Here is an 18,893-nt window from a genome sequence, read left to right on the forward strand (position 1 = left end):
CTCTCTGGAGTTTAAATGCAGAAATTTGATTACATCATTATTGGCGCTGGTTCAGCAGGCAACGTGCTTGCAACACGACTCACTGAGGATGCTGACGTATCGGTACTTTTACTGGAAGCGGGCGGGAAAGATCACCGCTGGGACTTCCGTACCCAAATGCCAGCCGCTTTAGCTTATCCGCTGCAGGGCAAGCGTTATAACTGGGCGTTTGAAACCGATCCTGAACCAAAAATGAACAACCGCCGCATGGAGTGTGGCCGCGGCAAAGGTCTGGGCGGCTCCTCGCTGATCAACGGTATGTGCTATATCCGTGGTAATGCCATGGACTATGACAACTGGGCGAGTAAAAAAGGGCTGGAAAACTGGTCCTATCTGAACTGCCTGCCCTATTTCCGCAAGGCTGAAAAGCGCGATATCGGTGAAAACGACTATCACGGTGGTGAAGGCTACCTCAGCGTGACCACGCCCAAAAAGGGCAACAATCCGCTGTTCCGCGCCTTTATTGATGCGGCAACCCAGGCAGGTCACCACGAAACGGATGACCTGAATGGCTATCGTCAGGATGGTTTCGGCCCGATGGATCGCACTGTGACCGCACAGGGTCGCCGTTCCAGTACGGCACGTGGCTATCTGGACGTGGCAAAACAGCGTCCGAACCTGACCATCGTGACCCATGCGCAGACCGATCGCATCCTGTTCAGCGGCAAAACGGCGACGGGCGTTTCCTGGTTACGCAATGGCAAAGAAGAGCAGGCAGAAGCCTCGCGCGAAGTCTTGCTGTGTGCGGGTGCTATCGCCTCGCCGCAAATTCTTCAGCGTTCAGGCGTTGGTCCGCAAGAGTGGCTGCGCGAGCTGGATATTGATGTGGTCCACGCCTTACCGGGTGTGGGTCGCAACCTGCAGGATCACCTGGAAGTTTACATGCAGTTCCGCTGCAAAAAGCCGGTGAGCCTCTATCCTTCGCTGCAATGGTGGAACCAGCCTGCAATTGGAGCCGAGTGGCTGTTTAACGGTACCGGCACTGGCGCAAGCAACCAGTTTGAAGCGGGCGGCTTTATCCGCAGCGATGACCAGCCAGACTGGCCGGATCTGCAGTATCATTTCCTGCCCGTAGCGATCAACTACAACGGCAGCAGCCCGGTGAAAGAACATGGTTTCCAGGCGCACGTTGGTCCAATGCGTTCGATGAGCCGTGGTCGCGTGAAGCTGACCTCAAAGCATCCCTATGCTGCTCCTTCGATCTTCTTCAACTATATGTCTGAAGAGCGTGACTGGGTGGAGTTCCGTAACGCAGTGCGTCTGACCCGTGAAATCATGCAGCAGCAGGCACTGGCAGAATATTGTGGCGAAGAGATCCAGCCAGGCGCGCATGTGCAGAGCGATGAAGATATCGATACCTTTATCCGCGAGCACGCAGAGACGGCGTATCACCCTTGCGGCAGCTGCGCGATGGGCAACGATGAGATGGCGGTAGTGGATGCAGAAGGCCGCGTTCACGGTATGCAGAATCTGCGAGTGGTGGATGCGTCCATCATGCCGCAAATCACCACCGGTAACCTCAACGCGCCGACGGTAATGATTGCTGAGAAAATGGCGGATCTGATCCGCGGTAAAGCGCCACTGGCTCTTTCCACCGCCGAGTATTACCAGTTGCAGCGTGAAAAAGCTGACGTGACGGCTGGCTAAAAGCTTGCAGGACAAAGGGATTCGACTGGCTGTACAGCGATCTCTGTAAAAAAGGGGCGGAAAATATTCCGCCCCTTTTTCATGGTAACTCACTGTGAAATCAACCCCTGCTAAACAGGCTGATATTAACGGGTCTACTAATCGGTTTTGTCCGGGAACTCGCAAAGATCTTCAATCAGGCAGGAGCCGCAGCGGGGCTTGCGCGCCACGCAGGTATAACGTCCGTGAAGGATAAACCAGTGGTGGCAGTCGACCTTGAACTCTTTCGGCACCACTTTCAGTAACTTCTCTTCCACCAGTTCAACATTCTTGCCAGGGGCGAAATTTGTGCGGTTACAGACGCGGAAAATATGCGTGTCCACCGCAATGGTAGGCCAGCCAAATGCGGTATTAAGCACCACGTTAGCCGTTTTACGGCCCACGCCGGGCAGGGCTTCAAGCGCCTCGCGATCTTCCGGCACTTCACCCTGATGTTTTTCCACCAGCATGCGGCAGGTTTTGATCACGTTCCCGGCTTTGGTGTTAAACAGGCCAATGGTCTTGATGTACTCTTTTACGCCCTCCACGCCCAGCGCGAGGATGGCCGCAGGGGTGTTGGCAACGGGGTAGAGTTTCGCGGTGGCCTTATTCACGCTGACATCCGTGGCCTGCGCCGAGAGCAGCACGGAAATCAGCAGTTCAAAAGGGGAAGTGAACACCAGTTCCGTGGTGGGATGCGGATCGTTGTCCCGCAGTCGGCTTAAAATTTGCTGACGTTTCTCCTTATTCACAGCGCACTCGCTTTTCCTTCTGGCAGGGTTTTCGCTTCCTGCTCCGCTTTCAGAGCCGCCCGCGCTTTCATTTTATTGTCGATCAGGTATTTGGCCGCCAGCAGCATGCCCAGACCGATAAACGCGCCGGGGGGTAACATCGCCAGCAGCATCGGAGAATCAAAGTGCACCACCTCCACGCGCAGCACTTTGGCCCACGGCCCCAGTAACTGATCCGCGCCGTTGAAAATGGTGCCGTTACCGATAATCTCGCGCAGGGAACCCAGCACAACCATTACGCTGGTGGCGCCCAATCCTATAGCCATGCCGTCCAGCGCTGAAAGAGGCACGCTGCTTTTTGAGGCTACGGCTTCAGCACGTCCCACCACGATGCAGTTGGTGACGATCAACGGAATAAAAATCCCCAACGACTGATACAGACCGTAGGCGTAAGCATTTATCAGCATCTGAACGCAGCTCACTACCGCTGCAATGATCATCACGTAAATCGGGATGCGGATATCGGCAGGGACCCAACGGCGTGAGGCGGAAATGGCGCTGTTGGTACAGGTCAGCACCAGGGTTGTCGCCAGGCCCAGGCCCAGCGCATTGGTGGCGGTCGAGGTCACTGCCAGCAGCGGGCAGAGCCCCAGCAGCTGAACCAGCGCGGAGTTATTCTTCCACAGCCCGCCAATCAGCAGGGTTTTTGCTTCACTCATTGGACTCTCCACAGGTTGGCAGCGAGGCAATCTGCCCCGGCAACGTTTCGATATAAAGCGTGGCACGTTTCGCCGCGTTTACCACGGCACGCGGCGTGATGGTGGCACCGGTAAACTGGTCAAAATCGCCACCGTCTTTTTTTACGGCAAAATGCGCATCGTCCTTGCCGTGCAGCTGCACACCGTTAAAGCTGTTAATCCAGTCAGAAATCCGCAGCTCAATCTTGTCGCCAAGGCCGGGTGTTTCATGGTGTTCAACCACACGAACCCCCAGCACCTGGCCAGTAAAGTTGGCGCCGACAATCATCTGAATCGCACCAGAATAACCATCCGGGGCGGTAGTCTCAATGGCCACGGCTACCGGCTTATCATCTTTACGCGCCAGGTAGAGATGATGCTGACCATTGCCGAGTGCCGGATTGCTGACCAGATAACACTCCTGCTGTATGGCGTTGTTATACAGCTCCGGTGGCACCACCTGATCCAGCAGAATTTTCTGTTGCACTGCAGTCTGGTGCTCAATAGTCGGCTTGGTCACGGCGTTAATCACTGCGGTAACGCCTGTCGTCACGGCGGCGAACAGCGCCAGCGTGACGCCGTTTTTACGAATGGCATCCAGCATTACTTCTCCTTCCTGTGGCCGTAAACGCGCGGCTGCGTGTAGTAATCGATCAGCGGCACGGTAATGTTAGCCAGCAGGACCGCAAAGGCCACGCCGTCAGGATAGCCGCCAAAGCTGCGGATCAGCCACACCAGCAGACCAATGAGCACGCCGTAAAGCAGGCGGCCTTTATTGGTGGTAGAAGCGGTAACCGGATCGGTGGCGATAAAGAAGGCCCCAAGCATGGTTGCGCCAGAGAAGAGATGTATCCACGGCGACACCAGGCTGTCAGCGGAAAATGCCCATCCCAGCGTGGAGAACAGAGTCAGCGACAGCAGGAAACTCACGGGAATATGCCAGCGAATGCTGTTGGTAAACAGCAGGAACAGACCACCAATCAGATAGCCAATGTTCACCCACTGCCAGCCGATCCCGGCAATAACGCCGCCATAAATCGGCTGAGCCAGCAGCTGTTCCGCGCTGTGACCGGCACGCAGGCCAGTTTTAAACGTATCCAGCGGGGTGGCCTGACTGACGCCATCCACGCCGATCTGCAACTGCTGCATGGAATGACCATTCAGGGTATGACCGTGAAAAATCATACTCAGCGTATCCATAAAGCTGGGGGTGACCGACTGTAATGCATCAGGCGGTAACCAGCTGGTCATCTGCACCGGGAAGGAGATCAGCAGCACCACATAGCCGACCATCGCCGGGTTAAACGGATTCTGACCCAGACCGCCATACAGCTGCTTGGAAATGACCACCGCAAACACGGTACCAATAACGATGACCCACCAGGGCGCTAACGGAGGAATACTGATCCCCAGCAGCAGGGCGGTCAACAGGGCGGAGTTATCGCCCAGCGTTTTGGCCAGCGGCATTTTGCGCAGCTTCAGGATGGCGGCCTCTGCACCTACCCCTGCAACAGCCGCAATCAGTACCTGAATCAGGTTGCCCCAGCCAAAGAAATACCACTGGGCGGCAATGCCGGGAAGGGCGGCAACCAGCACCAGCAGCATAATGGTGCTGGTGCTGCGTCGGTTGTGTGTGTAGGGCGAACTAGCGATACGAAAAGCCATTTAATCCTCTTGCGTAGAATGCTGCGCCTTGCGCGCTTTAACACGTGCGATGGCCGCCGCCACTGCCGCTTTTCGGGGATCCTCAGCCGTGGCTGGCGATCCTTCAGAATGATTTTCGATCGGTGCTTTAGCTTTCACCACTCCGGCTTCAGCCTTCGGCGGTTCGGCACTAGCCTCACCTGGCCCGGCACTGGCTTCTACCGGTGCCGCCGCAGCGGATTTCTCCGCCGTCTGCGCGGCTTTCTTCGCTTTAGCACGCTCAATAGCAGCAGCCACCGCCGCTTTACGCGGATCGACCGGTGCTTCAGCTGCAACCTCTCCGGCTTCGGCCTTCACCGATTCAGCTGCAACCTCTCCGGCTCCGGCCTTCGCCGGTTCAGCACTGGCTTCCACCGGTGCCGCCTCAGCAGATTTCTCCGCCGCCTGCGCGGCTTTCTTCGCTTTAGCACGCTCAATAGCAGCAGCCACCGCCGCTTTACGCGGATCGACCGGTGCTTCGGCTGCAACCTCTCCGGCTTCAGCTTCGGCCTTCGCCGGTTCGGCACTGGCTTCCACCGGTGCCGCCTCAGCGGATTGCTCCGCTGCCTGCGCGGCTTTCTTCGCTTTAGCACGCTCGATAGCAGCAGCCACCGCCGCTTTACGCGGATCGACAGGTGCTTCAGCTTTCACCTGTCCGGCTTCGGCCTTCGCCGGTTCGGCACTGGCTTCTACCGGTGCGGCCCCAGCGGATTTCTCCGCCGCCTGCGAGGCTTTCTTCGCTTTAGCACGCTCAATAGCAGCAGCCACCGCCGCTTTACGCGGATCGACCGGTGCTTCAGCTGCAACCTCTCCGGCTTCGGCCTTCACCGATTCAGCTGCAACCTGTCCGGCTTCAGCTTCCACCGGCGGCGCCCCAGCGGATTTCTCCGCAGCCTGCGCGGCCTTTTTCGCTTTGGCGCGCTCAACAGCAGCCGCTACCGCTGCTTTGCGCGGATCGCCAGAGGCATCAGGTTCCGCTTTCTTCGCTTTGGCGCGGGCAATCGCCGCTTCCACCGCCGCTTTACGCGGGTCGCCAACCTGACGGGTGGCTGGTTCGGTTTCAGATTGCCTTTCTGCTTCATGGGCGACTGCCTGAGCATGCCTTGCGGTACGCTGGGCTGAAAGGGTGGGGCTGTCAGCCTCTGCAGGCTGATCTTCCAGCTGTTTTTTCGCTTTCACCCTTGCCAGCGCAGCAGCAATCTCACCCTGATCGTTAGTGCTGGAGGTCCGCTTAGCCTGCTGATGACGCGCTTCACGCGCCTGTTTCTCACGCTCAAGTCGCTCCTGACGCGCTTCAAAGCGGGCTTTCGCCTGAGCGGCACGCTCGGCTTCAAGGTCGATAGCCCGAATTTCGGCTTTTTCCTGACGGTAATATTGCACCAGCGGGATATTACTTGGGCAGACGTAGGCGCAGGCACCGCATTCGATGCAGTCAGCAATATTATGCTCGCGCGCTTTATCATGGTCGGCACCACGGCTGTACCAGTAGAGCTGCTGTGGCAGCAGCGCCGCCGGACAGGCATCCGCACAGGCGCTGCAACGAATACAGGATTTCTCCTCCTCGTTGTCACCCATTTCGCTGGGGGAAGGGGCCAGAATACAGTTAGTGATTTTCACCACCGGCACGTTCAACGTCGGCAGGGTGAAGCCCATCAGCGGGCCGCCCATCACCACCATCTGACCGGAGGCGGGGCTGAAGTCGGCATTGTGCAGCAGATGGCTGATGGGGGTGCCCAACCGGCCCCAGACGTTGCCAGGTTTAGCGATGGATTCACCGGTTAGCGTGACCACACGTTCGGTCAGTGGCTCACCATCAATAATGGCGCGCTTAACCGCATAAGCGGTGCCGACGTTCTGCATCAGCACGCCAATATCCGTTGAGCGTCCACCGTGTGGCACTTCCAGCCCGGTCAGGATTTTAGTCAGCTGCTTTGCGCCACCGGAAGGGTATTTGGTCGGGATAACCCGTACCTGAATATCTGTCGCTTTTCCCAGCGCCTGTTTAAGCGCAGCAATCGCTTCCGGCTTGTTGTCCTCAATTCCGATCAGGACCTGTTCGGATTGCAGCACCCACGCGAGGATGCGGCTGCCTTCAATCACTTCTTCAGCGCAGTCCTGCATCAGACGGTCGTCAGCAGTGATATAGGGTTCGCACTCAGCGGCATTGATGATCAGCGTTTTAACGCCCCGCAAACCGCCTTTCAGCTTGGTGGCCGTAGGGAAGCCCGCCCCACCAAGACCCGCAACACCAGCCTGATGGATAAGATTAACAATGTCACCACGGTCAGCCTGACGATAGTCAGCAACCGGATGAAGCTCGCACCAGCGGTCTTCACCGTCCGGGGTGATAAAAATACACATCTCTGCCAGCGCTGAAGGGTGCGCCGTCATATGCGGGCCAATCTCTTCCACCCTGCCTGAGGTTGGAGCATGTACCGGCAGCATACGGCCACGTCCGAAGGTCAGAGGCTCGCCGCGCAGCACTTTATCGCCGGGGCTGACCAGCAGCTCACCTTCATGGCCGATATGCTGCTTTACAGGAATAATAAATTGGGCAGGAAGCGGCAGCTGACGCAGCGGCGTGCCGGAAGACTGGGTTTTCATTTCCGGTGGATGAATGCCACCCTGAAAATCCCATAGCGGTTCTTTTTTAAATAATTTGAACAGATTACGCATGACGTTCCACAGGAATAACTCTGACCGGGATGGTTTGCAGATCCCACTTCCAGTTCGCCGTTGTAGTGGCAACCGGGCGCATCTCAATGCAGTCAGTTGGGCAGGGAGCAACACAGAGGTCGCAGCCGGTACAGACGTCGCTGAGCACGGTATGCATCGCGCGGGTAGCCCCCACGATAGCGTCTACCGGGCAGGCCTGAATACATTTGGTGCAGCCGATGCAGTTCTCTTCATCAATCCAGGCGACCGTGCGCTGCGGTTCGGCAACGGCTTCCTCACCCAGCGGCTGGGGATCAACGTTCAACAGGGCGGCCAGTTTAAGCATGGTCTGCTCGCCACCGGGCGCGCACTTGTTGATCATTTCCCCATTGTTACCCACCGCGTCCGCATAGGGGCGGCAGCCGGGGTAGCCACACTGTCCGCACTGACTTTGCGGCAGGATCGCATCAATCTGCTCAACGATGGGATCTTCTTCCACTTCAAAACGGCGGGAGGCATAGCCCAGCAGGCCACCGAAAATGAGCCCGAGCGCGCTTAATACGGCAATGGCAATCCAGACGGCACTCATCAGAATTTCACCAGTCCGCTGAAGCCCATGAACGCCAGCGCCATCAGACCTGCGGTCACCAGGGCAATCGATGAGCCTTTAAAAGGGGCAGGGACTTCAGCAAGCACCAGGCGCTCGCGGATGCCGGCAAACAGCACCATCACCAGAGAAAAGCCCAGTGACCCGCTGAACCCAAACAGCGCTGCCTGCAGGAAAGTATGATTGAGGTTAACGCTCAGCAGAGGCACCCCAAGCACCGCACAGTTGGTGGTGATCAGCGGCAAAAAGATGCCCAACAGGCGATAAAGATCCGGGCTGGTTTTACGCACTACCATTTCGGTGAACTGCACCACGACGGCGATCACCAGGATATAGGCCATGGTACGCAGGTAAACGAGGTCCAGCGGTAACAGAATAAGGTGATTCACCAGCCACGCACAGATCGAGGCCAGGGTGATAACAAAAGTGGTGGCGAGTCCCATGCCAATCGCCGTTTCCAGTTTTTTGGAAACGCCCATAAAGGGACAGAGGCCGAGAAACTTCACCAGAACGAAGTTGTTCACCAGCACTGTGCCAATAAAAAGAAGCAGGTAGTCGGTCATGTTTACGCCTGATAAAAAATGAAAGCCGCTTATTATCGGACATTGGGAGCCTGACGACAACTCATCACCAGTAAGGATATTCCCCTGGCGCACGCAGGATTAAAAATTAGCTGTTTTTTTCAGCATATTCACTAAAGAATCCCCCCATTTTCGGGCTCAGACTCTCTTCGCACGGGTTTTCAGACGGCGCAGGCGGGTGTTTTGGAAAAAATCCCTGGCATCACCAGGGATGTGTCACGTGAAATCAGCCGGTGCTGTACTCACTTCAGCTCAGGGACATGAACAACGGCTTTGAAAAATCACGGTTCGATAAAAGTGGTTTTCACCCGTTGTGAACGTTTGAAATAGGGCACCAGAACCGCTGCGGCCAGCAGGGCAATCAGTAATGTCCTGATAGCGGCAGCATCGCTTACGGGCGAAAAAGCAAAGGTCTTGATCGCCAGTAATACCGTAACAAGTAGCCAGATAATGTAATGACGGGGCAAACGGCGCGAACGTTTACAGAAAATCCACGTCACCCAGATGCTGTAACACCACACAACCAATGAAGTGAGCAGGGAAATGCTCCACTGCAGGGTAAATGAGTGGGTGTTATTAAACAGGGCACTGCGTAATTCCGGGGTCAGTAACGCGCTTAAATACATTGCTACCACGACGGCGCTGGTAAGCATGGTCATAATTAACCAGGCCAGCGGGACCAGAAGCAGACCGGCAATGCGCGGTGTGGGTTGAGCAGCCACTCGTTATCCTTATACAACTAGAAAGACTTTTTGCTGAGCAAATAAGCCATTTACAACAGGTGTAGGGGAGTATACGGAAAGCGACTTCAATTTTAACGAAAAAGTTATATTACATAATGCCAGATGGATTTAGGCACGCGTCCGAGATCAAACAAGCGACCGCCCGAAACCAGCTCCGCGCGACGATGATCGGCAGCGCGATACATATTAACGATCTCGGTATTATCGGTCAGTGAATAATTCAAATGGTCGAAGAGTTTTTCCAGCGTATCCGGCGAACTTACTTTACGAAATTTCAACAGATATTCTTGAACTGTCATGATGGCCGTCAGGGATGAGAATTGGGAGGCTCCAGTATATTGCCGGCGTATTGTCTGTCTATAGTCCAAAGATTAAACCCCAGTAAAATCAGAATACTGAGTAAGGATTTTGCCTATTTATAAGGCCATATTTCGGCCAGGTGAAATTCTCCTTTTCAATTGGTTTATAGCAGATGAGGCGTAAGTCACAATTCTGTTAATTCGTTGCCCCCCTGAAATCTTGCTGCCCGGTGACAGAACCTGACGTGGTGCTGTAATCGCTTCCATCAGAACGAATGATAAGCGCTTATGTTTATTACAGTTATTTAACACACCAGCAAATTTATTCAGGCGTTTTCTCCATATCATGCCGGGAACAGGGTGAGGCAGCCGATCGCGTAAGCTCTTTTAATTGTTGCGTTTTGTGAGCACTGTCGTAAATGTTTGGCGCCGGATAGTCCAGGATTTAGTGGCGTTTGACCCCAGACTTCGAAATCCCTTCAGAGGAACAATGATCATGTGGAAGCGTTTACTTTTGACCACCCTTATAAGCGCCAGCTTGTCCGGCACGGCCCTGGCCGAATCCATGACGGTGGGATTCTCGCAGGTAGGCTCCGAATCTGGCTGGCGTGCGGCAGAAACCAGCGTGGCAAAAAGCGAGGCCCAGAAGCGCGGCATCACGCTGAAAATTGCTGACGGACAGCAAAAACAAGAGAACCAAATCAAGGCGGTACGCTCCTTTATCGCCCAGGGTGTTGATGCCATTTTTATCGCGCCGGTGGTGCAGACTGGCTGGGAACCGGTACTGGAAGAAGCAAAAGATGCCAAAATCCCGGTCTTCCTGCTTGATCGCGCCATCGTGGTAAAAGACAAGTCGCTTTATATGGCAGTTGTCACTGCTGATAACGTTCTTGAAGGCAAATTGATTGGTGACTGGCTGGTGAAACAGCAGGCAGGTAAACCTTGTAACGTGGTTGAATTACAGGGCACCGTGGGCGCCAGCGTGGCTATCGATCGTAAAAAAGGCTTCGCGGAAGCTATTGCCAGTGGCCCTGGTATTAAAATCATCCGTTCTCAGTCCGGTGACTTTACCCGCAGTAAAGGGAAAGAGGTCATGGAGAGCTTTATCAAGGCAGAAAATAACGGTAAAAACATCTGCATGGTCTATGCCCATAACGATGACATGGTTATCGGTGCCATTCAGGCTATTAAAGAAGCCGGGCTTAAACCAGGCAAAGATATTCTGACCGGATCTATCGATGGCGTACCCGATATTTATAAAGCCATGCTGGCCGGTGAGGCTAATGCCAACGTTGAGCTGACACCAAATATGGCGGGCCCGGCGTTCGATGCGCTCGAGAAATTCAAAAAAGACGGCACTATGCCGCCAAAAATTATCAAAACGGAATCGAAGCTTTACCTGCCTGCCGATGCACAGGCTCAGTTAGACAAGAAAAAAGGCATGGGTTACTAACCACCGCGCCGCCTGATCCTCAGGCGGCTTTTTTCATGGTTGAGGCAAAGTCGTATGAGCTCTCTGAAGATGTCACCTGAGCCCCTGCTGAGTATCAACGGCATCAGCAAAGCCTTCCCCGGTGTTAAGGCACTGGATACCGTCTCCTTTGATGTGCGCGCTGGCGAAATCATGGCGCTGCTGGGCGAAAACGGCGCCGGGAAATCCACCATTATTAAAGTGCTGACCGGTGTCTATAAACGTGACAGCGGCAGCGTCACGCTGGACGGCAAAGCGATCGATCCCCAGAGCACCGCTGAGGCCCAGGCTATCGGTATAGGAACGGTTTACCAGGAAGTGAATCTGCTGCCCAACATGTCCGTAGCCGATAATCTGTTTATCGGACGCGAACCCCGGCGTTTTGGTCTGATCGACCGTAAAACGATGGTACGCAAAGCCCGTGAGTTGATGCACAGTTACGGATTTGAGCTGGATGTTACCCGGCCTCTGGGACAGTACTCGGTAGCTATGCAGCAAATTATCGCTATTTGCCGCGCGGTGGATCTTTCAGCGAAGGTATTGATCCTCGATGAACCTACCGCCAGCCTGGATGCCAGTGAAGTGGAGATGCTGTTCACGCTGATGAATCAGCTGAAAGCCAGGGGGATGGGCCTGATTTTTGTCACCCATTTTCTCGACCAGGTCTACAAGGTCAGCGATCGCATCACCGTGCTGCGCAACGGCCAGTTTGTGGCCACGCGTGAGACACGCGATCTGCCGCAGATTGAACTGATCAAACTGATGCTGGGGCGCGAGCTGCTGGAAACCGCACTGCAACGGGCGGGCAGCACGCTGAAAAGCAATCAGCCAGTAGTGGAATTTAAAGATTACGGTAAAAAAGGCACTCTGGAACCTTTCAGTCTCAGCGTCCGTCCCGGCGAAGCCGTGGGTCTGGCTGGCCTGTTAGGGTCCGGCAGGACTGAAACAGCCGAGCTGTTATTTGGTATCAAACGTGCCGACAGCGGCACCGCCTTCATCAGGGGAAAAAAACGCACTATACGCAATCCAGCCCAGGCTTCCCGGCTTGGCATGGGTTTCTGTCCCGAAGACCGAAAAACTGACGGAGTAGTGGGTGCGGCATCGGTGCGTGAGAACATTATTCTGGCGCTACAGGCCCAGCGTGGCTGGCTGCGACCGATTAAACGCCGCGAGCAGCAGGAGATAGCTGCGCGTTTTATTAAAAGTCTGGGTATCCGCACGCCCAATGCCGATCAGCCGGTGGAACTGCTCTCCGGTGGAAATCAGCAGAAAGTGTTGCTTTCACGCTGGCTGGTGACCAAACCGCAGTTTTTGATCCTCGATGAACCCACGCGCGGGATTGACGTGGGTGCACATGCGGAGATCATCCGCCTGATTGAGACACTCTGTGCCGACGGGCTGGCATTACTGGTTATCTCCTCTGAACTGGAGGAGCTGGTGGGTTACGCGGATCGGGTGGTGATCCTCAGGGATCGTCAGCAGGTGGCGGAAATCCCGCTTGAGCAGCTTTCCGTCGCCTCTATTGTCAACGCCATTGCGGCAGGAGGGGCGCAACATGCTTGAGTCACATCTGGTGCCGGGGAAAACGCGCATGTTCAAACGCAAACTGCCTGCGGGGATGCCGCAAATCGCCGCGCTGCTACTGGTGCTGTTTGTCGACAGTCTGGTTGCCAATAATTTCTTTGCCATTCATTTGCAGGACGGCAGGCTGTTTGGCAGCCCGATCGATATTCTGAACCGCGCCGCGCCGGTGGCTTTGCTGGCCATAGGGATGACGCTGGTGATTGCAACGGGGGGAATTGACCTCTCGGTGGGTGCGGTTATGGCCATTGCTGGAGCAACCGCAGCCACGCTGACCGTAGCGGGGCACAGCCTGCCGGTGATTATTCTCGCCACGTTAGGAACCGGTCTTCTTTGCGGTTTATGGAACGGGATTCTGGTGGCGTTGCTAAAAATTCAGCCGTTTGTTGCCACGCTGATCCTGATGGTGGCAGGGCGCGGTATTGCCCAGTTGATCACTCAGGGCCAGATTGTCACCTTTGACAGCGATTCGCTGGCCAGATTAGGGAGCGGCACGCTCTGGTTCTTCCCGGTACCGGTGTGGATTACCCTGGGCATGGCGCTGCTGGTCTGGCTGCTGACGCGAAAAACCGCCCTGGGGATGTTTATCGAAGCGGTGGGTATTAACCTGCGGGCGGCGCGAAATGCCGGGGTGAATGGCTGGCTGGTGGTGATGACCACTTACGCCATCAGTGGATTATGTGCAGCAGTAGCGGGATTGATTGTGGCGGCAGATATTCGCGGGGCGGATGCCAACAACGCCGGGCTGTGGCTGGAGCTGGATGCGATCCTGGCGGTAGTGATTGGCGGTGCTTCGCTGATGGGCGGGCGTTTTAATCTGCTGCTTTCCCTGGTTGCTGCGCTGATTATTCAGGCGATGAACACCGGTATTCTGCTGTCGGGCTTCCCGCCTGAGCTGAATCAGGTGGTGAAGGCGGTGGTGGTGATGGCGGTGCTGTTAATTCAGTCTCCACGGTTTATTCAACTGTTCAAGCGAGGACGCAAAGGTGGTTAAACGTCATCTTCCCCTGATGATCACGCTGCTGGTGTTTGTGGCAGGGTATCTGTTTTGTCTGAGTCAGTTTCCGGGCTTCGCCTCCACCAGGGTTATTGCCAATATTCTGACTGATAACGCTTTCCTCGGCATCATCGCTGTAGGGATGACCTTTGTGATCCTGTCAGGCGGCATCGATTTGTCGGTAGGCGCGGTGATTGCTTTCACGGGGGTTTTTCTTGCCAGGGCGATTGGCGATTTTCATCTTGATCCCTGGCTGGCCTTTGCGCTGGTGATGGTGATGGGCTCTGCGTTCGGTGCTTTTATGGGCTGGCTGATCGATGCGCTAAAAATTCCAGCATTTATCATTACCCTGGCGGGAATGTTTTTCCTGCGGGGATGCAGCTATCTGGTGGCAGAAAGTTCGATTCCGATCGATCATCCGCTCTATACCACGCTTTCCAGTCTGGCCTGGAAGATCCCCGGAGGAGGGCGGTTAAGTCTTCTGGCGGTGATTATGCTGGTGGTGGTGGTTTTCGGGATTGTTCTGGCGCACCGTAGCCGCTTTGGTAATCAGGTTTATGCAATTGGCGGTAATGTTACCTCTGCGCAGTTAATGGGTATTTCAACCCGCAGCACCACGGTGCGAATTTATATGCTTTCTTCCGCGCTGGCGACGCTGGCCGGCATTGTGTTTTCGCTTTATACCTCGGCGGGTTATGCCCTTGCGGGGATGGGCGTGGAGCTGGATGCGATTGCTTCGGTAGTGATCGGCGGCACGCTGCTTTCGGGTGGGGTGGGCACGGTTCTGGGCACGTTGTTCGGGGTGTTGATTCAGGGGCTGATTCAGACCTGGATTAATTTCGACGGCACCCTGAGTTCGTGGTGGACGAAAATCGCCATCGGTATTTTACTGTTCGCCTTTATAGCGCTACAGCGTCTGTTGACCGTGATGTGGGATCGTCAGCAAAATGCGCCGGTTAAGCGGCTGGCTGGGTGATCTTAATACTTCGGGGCCTGGTTACCTGGTTGCCTGGTTGCCTGTATGTTCAGGTGGCAAGGTCGGGGAGAGTATTTAGCTGTTAGTTCTAAGGCTGTTGCCTGTTTGTTCAGGCGGCAAGGTCGGGGAGAGTGGGCTGAACACAAAGACGCAAAAAGCGTCATCCATGACAGCTCGGCCCGGCACGTCCATGTGCCGGGACGCTTTGCTTATCAGCCCACTCTCCCCGCCCCTAAGCTTCTGTTTTGTGTGGTGGAGACGGGGCATTTCAAAACTAACCAGCTTTCAACCTGTGCGACCACTAAATTAACCAACGACACTGAAGATGAGGGGTGGCGCCAGGGGGCCTGTTAGCCGGGTCTCAGCCACATGGACGTGGCTGCGAAGTCTCCAGGGACGGATTCACGACGTCCCGGATAACAGGCCCCCTGGTGACGCCTTAGCACCGGGCCAGCTTTTAACCTTAAACCCTGGTGACGCCTTAGCACCGGGCCAGCTTTTGACCTTAAACCCAGGTGACGACTTAGCACCGGGCCAGCTTTTGACCTTAAACCCAGGTGACGCCTTAGCACCGGGCCAGCTTTTGACCTTAAACCCAGATAACGCCTTAGCACAGCACCAGCTTTTGACCTTAAACCCTGGCGACACCTTTCCATCGCCCCAGGTTTAGATCTTAGGGCGTGTTCAGTTATGTACTCCTTTCAACAGAAACCGGTTTTAACTTCGGAACGCCAATAAAAAAGCCTTCCCAGCACAGGGAAGGCTTTAACCGGTGACCGTGCGGGAGCAACACTCACTTCCGCATAAAAGAGTTAACGCTGATTCAGGCGGTAATAAGCCTCGTTCCAGCGTAATGCGTCCTTGAAACCGTGCAGCGTAGTTTCGTTGTCAATGACTACCACTTCAATACCGTGCATCTCGGCGTACTGACGCATATCGTCTACCGTCAGGGCCTGGCTGAACACCGTATGATGCGCGCCGCCGCCCAGAATCCATGCTTCAGACGCTGTCGCCAGTGAAGGCTGCGCGTGCCACAGTGCGCGGGCTACCGGCAGCTTCGGCAGCGGTTTTGGCTGCTCAATCGCATCCACTACGTTCACCAGAAGACGGAAACGATCGCCCATATCAATCACGCTGGCATTCACCGCCTGTCCCGCAGGCGTGGAGAAAATCAGACGCGCCGGATCGGCTTTACCCCCAATGCCCAGGAACTGCACGTCGATCAACGGACGGCTCTCTTTGGCAATCGACGGGCAAACTTCCAGCATATGCGAACCTAACACCAGCTCATTTCCCGGCGAGAAATGATAGGTGTAATCCTCCATAAAGGAAGTGCCGCCCGGCAGGCCGGTGGCCATGACTTTGAAAATATGCAGCAAGGCTGCGGTCTTCCAGTCGCCTTCACCGGCAAATCCGTAGCCCTGATGCATAAGACGCTGAACCGCCAGCCCCGGTAACTGCGTCATGCCATGCAGGGTCTGGAAATTGGTGGTGAACGCCATGCAGCCTTCAGCCTGCAAAAAGCCTTTGATGCCCAACTCAATTCTCGCCGCATCCACCACGTTCTGGCGCTTCTCGCCGTTTACCGCCGCAGCAGGGGTAAAGTCATACAGGCTCTCATACTCATCAACCAGCGCATTCACATCGCCGTCGCTGATGCCGTTGATCACCTCAACCAGATCGCCCACACCCCAGCCGTTGACCGAATAGCCAAACTGGATCTGCGCCGCCACTTTATCGCCTTCGGTTACCGCCACTTCACGCATGTTGTCGCCAAAACGCGCCACTTTTAAATTCTGGCTCGCCTGCTTCGCAGCGGCTGCACGCATCCACTTGCCGATGCGTTCCTGGGCAACTTTATCCTGCCAGTGACCGGTGATCACGCTGTGCGACAGACGCATCCGCGCGCCGATAAAGCCGAATTCGCGGCCACCGTGCGCCGTCTGATTCAGGTTCATAAAGTCCATATCCATACTGTCCCACGGGATCTCCGCATTGAACTGGGTATGGAACTGCAACAGCGGCTTATTCAGGATAGAGAGGCCGCCGATCCACATCTTCGCCGGAGAAAACGTGTGCAGCCAGGTGATAATTCCCAGGCACTCTTCTGCGTGGTTGGCCTGGCGACATAACGCCAGCGCTTCATCCGGGCTTTTAACCAGCGGTTTCAGGACCAGGGTGAACGGCAGGCGGCCATCACGATTGAGACCGTCCACCACCTGCTGACCATGCTGTTCCACCTGGCGCAGCGTTTCCGCGCCGTAAAGATGCTGGGTACCAATCACAAACCAGACGTTAAGCGCATTGGGTTGAGTCATTTTACTTCTCCTGAAATTTTGGAAGGCTGAGCGGCAAACTGCGGTTCGGCCACTTCACACCACTGAAGGTAACGTTGATAAAGTTGTTGATAACGATCGACGCGGCTGGCGTCCGGTTGCAGGGTAGTGGCGATGGGGCTGGCCATCTGCTGCTGGGCGGACGGCACATCCGGATAAATACCTGCTGCCACGGCGGCAAAAATGGCGGCACCCAGCGCACAGCACTCATCAGAAGCGACAATATCCAGCGGACGGTTCATCACATCGCAGCACACCTGCATAATCGCCGGGGATTTGCGGGCTATGCCGCCCAGCGTCAGAATGCTTTCGACCGGAATATCCTGTTGTTCAAAGCACTCCATAATCGCTCTGGCACCAAAGGCGGTAGCGGCGATAAATCCGCCAAACAGCGTTGGCGCATCGGTCCCCAGATTCAGATCGGTAATGAGCCCCTGCAGGCGTTGATTCGCAAAGGGGGTGCGGCGACCGTTAAACCAGTCCAGCACCACCGGCAAATGATCCAGTTGCGGATCTTCTGCCCAGGCTTTGGTCAGATCGTTGAGCAGGGTTTTCTGGATGGCGGCTAATTCAGGCTGCCGATCCGGGTAGCGCTTCGCCGCCTGTTCAAGCGGCCAGCTCAGCAAACGGCTGAACCAGGCATACATATCACCAAAAGCGGACTGGCCAGCTTCAAGTCCAGCCATCCCCGGCATCACGCTGCCGTTGACCTGGCCGCAAATCCCTTTGATAGCGCGATCGCCAACCCGATCCCGATCGGCAATCAGGATGTCGCAGGTTGAAGTGCCAATCACTTTGACCAGGGTATAGGGTTTTGCTCCGGCACCCACCGCGCCCATATGGCAGTCGAACGCTCCGCCAGAGAGGATCACCGTTTCAGGCAGGCCCAGACGACCGGCCCATTCAGCGGTGATCGTGCCAACCGGCAAATCGGCGGTCCAGGTTTCGCTGAACAGCGGCGTGTCCAGATGCTGAGTCAGCAGGGGATCCAGCGCATTGAGGAATTCGCTGGTAGGTAAACCCTGCCATTCCGGATGCCACAAAGATTTATGCCCGGCGGCGCAGCGACCACGACGGATAGCTTCCGGCGCGGTTGTGCCGCTCAACAGCGCAGGCACCCAATCGCAAAGCTCAATCCAGGAAACAGCGGCTTCACGCACCGCCCGATCTTCCCGGCTGACGTGCAGAATTTTCGCCCAGAACCATTCAGAAGAGTAAATGCCGCCAATAAAGCGTGAGTAATCTTCAAACTGGCCACTGTGGCACAGCGTGGTGATCTCTTCGGCTTCCTTTATGGCGGTGTGATCCTTCCACAATACAAACATCGCATTGGGGTTTTCGGCAAACTCTGGCCGCAGCGCCAGGACGTTACCGTCGCGATCGATTGGGGCAGGGGTTGAGCCGGTAGAATCCACACCAATTCCCACCACGTTCAGGCGCTGTTCAGGGGAAAGTTTTGTGACAACGTCACGAATGGCCTGTTCAAAGGCGTCGATATAGTCCTGTGGATGATGACGAAACTGGTTGATGCGGCTCTGGCAGTAAAGCCCGGCTTGCCACCGGGAGTAAGCCACAACCTGTGAATGCAATTCCGTTCCGCTGGCGCAGTCTACTGCCAGTGCGCGAACCGAATCGCTGCCAAAATCCAGACCTATTGTAATGGCACCCAACTGCATTCTCTTCTCTCCAGACGGTATGTAAGAACCTGTCTGAATAGCCTATGAAGGCTGGCGTCCGGGAGTTAGGTAAAGGACGCTGCAAATATGCACTTTTCTGTCATGGATGAGTGTTA

16 protein-coding genes are annotated in these 18,893 nt (G+C 55.6%); 5 read left to right on the forward strand and 11 right to left on the reverse strand.

The window, feature by feature from the left end:
* Nucleotides 1-15: 15 nt before the first annotated feature.
* A complete protein-coding gene (betA, locus tag VRC33_RS10025) occupies nucleotides 16-1,686 on the forward strand; it encodes a choline dehydrogenase (protein WP_338563374.1) in 1,671 nt (556 codons plus the stop codon).
* A 137-nt stretch (nucleotides 1,687-1,823) separates the two neighbouring features.
* Here the strand turns inward: betA and nth are convergent, their stop codons facing one another.
* From nth to ydgT, 9 genes are all read right to left on the reverse strand, one after another.
* On the reverse strand, nucleotides 1,824-2,456 hold the full coding sequence (gene nth, locus VRC33_RS10030) for an endonuclease III (protein WP_338563376.1): 633 nt from the start codon (nucleotides 2,454-2,456) through the stop codon (nucleotides 1,824-1,826).
* Entirely contained in the window at nucleotides 2,453-3,154 is a 702-nt protein-coding gene (locus VRC33_RS10035; protein WP_338563378.1) for an electron transport complex subunit E, read from the reverse strand. The genes nth and VRC33_RS10035 overlap by 4 nt, the downstream gene beginning before the upstream one ends.
* Complete coding sequence (gene rsxG / locus VRC33_RS10040) at nucleotides 3,147-3,776, reverse strand: electron transport complex subunit RsxG (RefSeq protein ID WP_338563381.1); 630 nt, start codon at nucleotides 3,774-3,776, stop codon at nucleotides 3,147-3,149. The genes VRC33_RS10035 and rsxG overlap by 8 nt, the downstream gene beginning before the upstream one ends.
* Nucleotides 3,776-4,837 carry an electron transport complex subunit RsxD gene (gene rsxD / locus VRC33_RS10045; protein WP_338563383.1) on the reverse strand — a complete coding sequence of 354 codons (1,062 nt, stop codon included), beginning with the start codon at nucleotides 4,835-4,837 and terminating at the stop codon, nucleotides 3,776-3,778. Before rsxD ends, rsxG begins: the two co-directional genes overlap by 1 nt.
* Entirely contained in the window at nucleotides 4,838-7,531 is a 2,694-nt protein-coding gene (gene rsxC, locus VRC33_RS10050; protein ID WP_338563385.1) for an electron transport complex subunit RsxC, read from the reverse strand. It lies immediately after the preceding gene.
* The gene (rsxB, locus tag VRC33_RS10055) at nucleotides 7,524-8,099 is read right to left on the reverse strand and encodes an electron transport complex subunit RsxB (protein WP_338563387.1); all 576 of its coding nucleotides are present in this window, start codon (nucleotides 8,097-8,099) and stop codon (nucleotides 7,524-7,526) included. Before rsxB ends, rsxC begins: the two co-directional genes overlap by 8 nt.
* On the reverse strand, nucleotides 8,099-8,680 hold the full coding sequence (rsxA, locus tag VRC33_RS10060) for an electron transport complex subunit RsxA (RefSeq protein WP_034895270.1): 582 nt from the start codon (nucleotides 8,678-8,680) through the stop codon (nucleotides 8,099-8,101). Before rsxA ends, rsxB begins: the two co-directional genes overlap by 1 nt.
* Nucleotides 8,681-8,979: 299 nt before the next feature.
* Nucleotides 8,980-9,420 (reverse strand): DUF2569 domain-containing protein, encoded by a 441-nt coding sequence (locus VRC33_RS10065; protein WP_338563390.1) that lies wholly within the window; start codon nucleotides 9,418-9,420, stop codon nucleotides 8,980-8,982.
* 104 nt (nucleotides 9,421-9,524) lie between these two features.
* Nucleotides 9,525-9,740 carry a transcription modulator YdgT gene (ydgT, locus tag VRC33_RS10070; protein WP_338563393.1) on the reverse strand — a complete coding sequence of 72 codons (216 nt, stop codon included), beginning with the start codon at nucleotides 9,738-9,740 and terminating at the stop codon, nucleotides 9,525-9,527.
* 496 nt (nucleotides 9,741-10,236) lie between these two features.
* Here ydgT and ytfQ point away from each other — a divergent pair, with 496 nt between their 5' ends.
* From ytfQ to yjfF, 4 genes are read left to right on the forward strand one after another with little or no spacing between them, the layout of a single operon-like run.
* A complete protein-coding gene (gene ytfQ / locus VRC33_RS10075) occupies nucleotides 10,237-11,193 on the forward strand; it encodes a galactofuranose ABC transporter, galactofuranose-binding protein YtfQ (protein WP_338563396.1) in 957 nt (318 codons plus the stop codon).
* A gap of 54 nt (nucleotides 11,194-11,247) precedes the next feature.
* On the forward strand, nucleotides 11,248-12,774 hold the full coding sequence (ytfR, locus tag VRC33_RS10080; protein ID WP_338576990.1) for a galactofuranose ABC transporter, ATP-binding protein YtfR: 1,527 nt from the start codon (nucleotides 11,248-11,250) through the stop codon (nucleotides 12,772-12,774).
* Between the two features lie 28 nt (nucleotides 12,775-12,802).
* A complete protein-coding gene (gene ytfT / locus VRC33_RS10085) occupies nucleotides 12,803-13,786 on the forward strand; it encodes a galactofuranose ABC transporter, ATP-binding protein YtfT (protein ID WP_338564231.1) in 984 nt (327 codons plus the stop codon).
* Nucleotides 13,779-14,765 (forward strand): galactofuranose ABC transporter, permease protein YjfF, encoded by a 987-nt coding sequence (gene yjfF, locus VRC33_RS10090; protein ID WP_338563402.1) that lies wholly within the window; start codon nucleotides 13,779-13,781, stop codon nucleotides 14,763-14,765. The genes ytfT and yjfF overlap by 8 nt, the downstream gene beginning before the upstream one ends.
* 812 nt (nucleotides 14,766-15,577) lie before the next feature.
* On the opposite strand, the gene araA is transcribed toward yjfF, so the two are convergent.
* Nucleotides 15,578-17,083: an L-arabinose isomerase gene (araA, locus tag VRC33_RS10095; RefSeq protein WP_338563405.1), complete on the reverse strand. Its 1,506-nt coding sequence runs from the start codon at nucleotides 17,081-17,083 to the stop codon at nucleotides 15,578-15,580.
* Nucleotides 17,080-18,777 (reverse strand): ribulokinase, encoded by a 1,698-nt coding sequence (locus VRC33_RS10100; RefSeq protein WP_338563409.1) that lies wholly within the window; start codon nucleotides 18,775-18,777, stop codon nucleotides 17,080-17,082. The genes araA and VRC33_RS10100 overlap by 4 nt, the downstream gene beginning before the upstream one ends.
* Nucleotides 18,778-18,893 lie beyond the last annotated feature (116 nt).

This window comes from Erwinia sp. E_sp_B01_1, assembly GCF_036865545.1.
GTDB lineage: Bacteria > Pseudomonadota > Gammaproteobacteria > Enterobacterales > Enterobacteriaceae > Erwinia.

Excerpts from the sequence above, each read along its gene's own strand:
- betA (WP_338563374.1), top strand. The coding sequence starts at position 16 with ATGCAGAAATTTGATTACATCATTATTGGCGCTGGTTCAGCAGGCAAC.
- VRC33_RS10035 (WP_338563378.1), bottom strand. The coding sequence starts at position 3,154 with ATGAGTGAAGCAAAAACCCTGCTGATTGGCGGGCTGTGGAAGAATAAC.
- rsxG (WP_338563381.1), bottom strand. The coding sequence starts at position 3,776 with ATGCTGGATGCCATTCGTAAAAACGGCGTCACGCTGGCGCTGTTCGCC.
- rsxD (WP_338563383.1), bottom strand. The coding sequence starts at position 4,837 with ATGGCTTTTCGTATCGCTAGTTCGCCCTACACACACAACCGACGCAGC.
- rsxC (WP_338563385.1), bottom strand. The coding sequence starts at position 7,531 with ATGCGTAATCTGTTCAAATTATTTAAAAAAGAACCGCTATGGGATTTT.
- rsxB (WP_338563387.1), bottom strand. The coding sequence starts at position 8,099 with ATGAGTGCCGTCTGGATTGCCATTGCCGTATTAAGCGCGCTCGGGCTC.
- rsxA (WP_034895270.1), bottom strand. The coding sequence starts at position 8,680 with ATGACCGACTACCTGCTTCTTTTTATTGGCACAGTGCTGGTGAACAAC.
- ydgT (WP_338563393.1), bottom strand. The coding sequence starts at position 9,740 with ATGACAGTTCAAGAATATCTGTTGAAATTTCGTAAAGTAAGTTCGCCG.
- ytfQ (WP_338563396.1), top strand. The coding sequence starts at position 10,237 with ATGTGGAAGCGTTTACTTTTGACCACCCTTATAAGCGCCAGCTTGTCC.
- ytfR (WP_338576990.1), top strand. The coding sequence starts at position 11,248 with ATGAGCTCTCTGAAGATGTCACCTGAGCCCCTGCTGAGTATCAACGGC.
- ytfT (WP_338564231.1), top strand. The coding sequence starts at position 12,803 with ATGTTCAAACGCAAACTGCCTGCGGGGATGCCGCAAATCGCCGCGCTG.
- araA (WP_338563405.1), bottom strand. The coding sequence starts at position 17,083 with ATGACTCAACCCAATGCGCTTAACGTCTGGTTTGTGATTGGTACCCAG.
- VRC33_RS10100 (WP_338563409.1), bottom strand. The coding sequence starts at position 18,777 with ATGCAGTTGGGTGCCATTACAATAGGTCTGGATTTTGGCAGCGATTCG.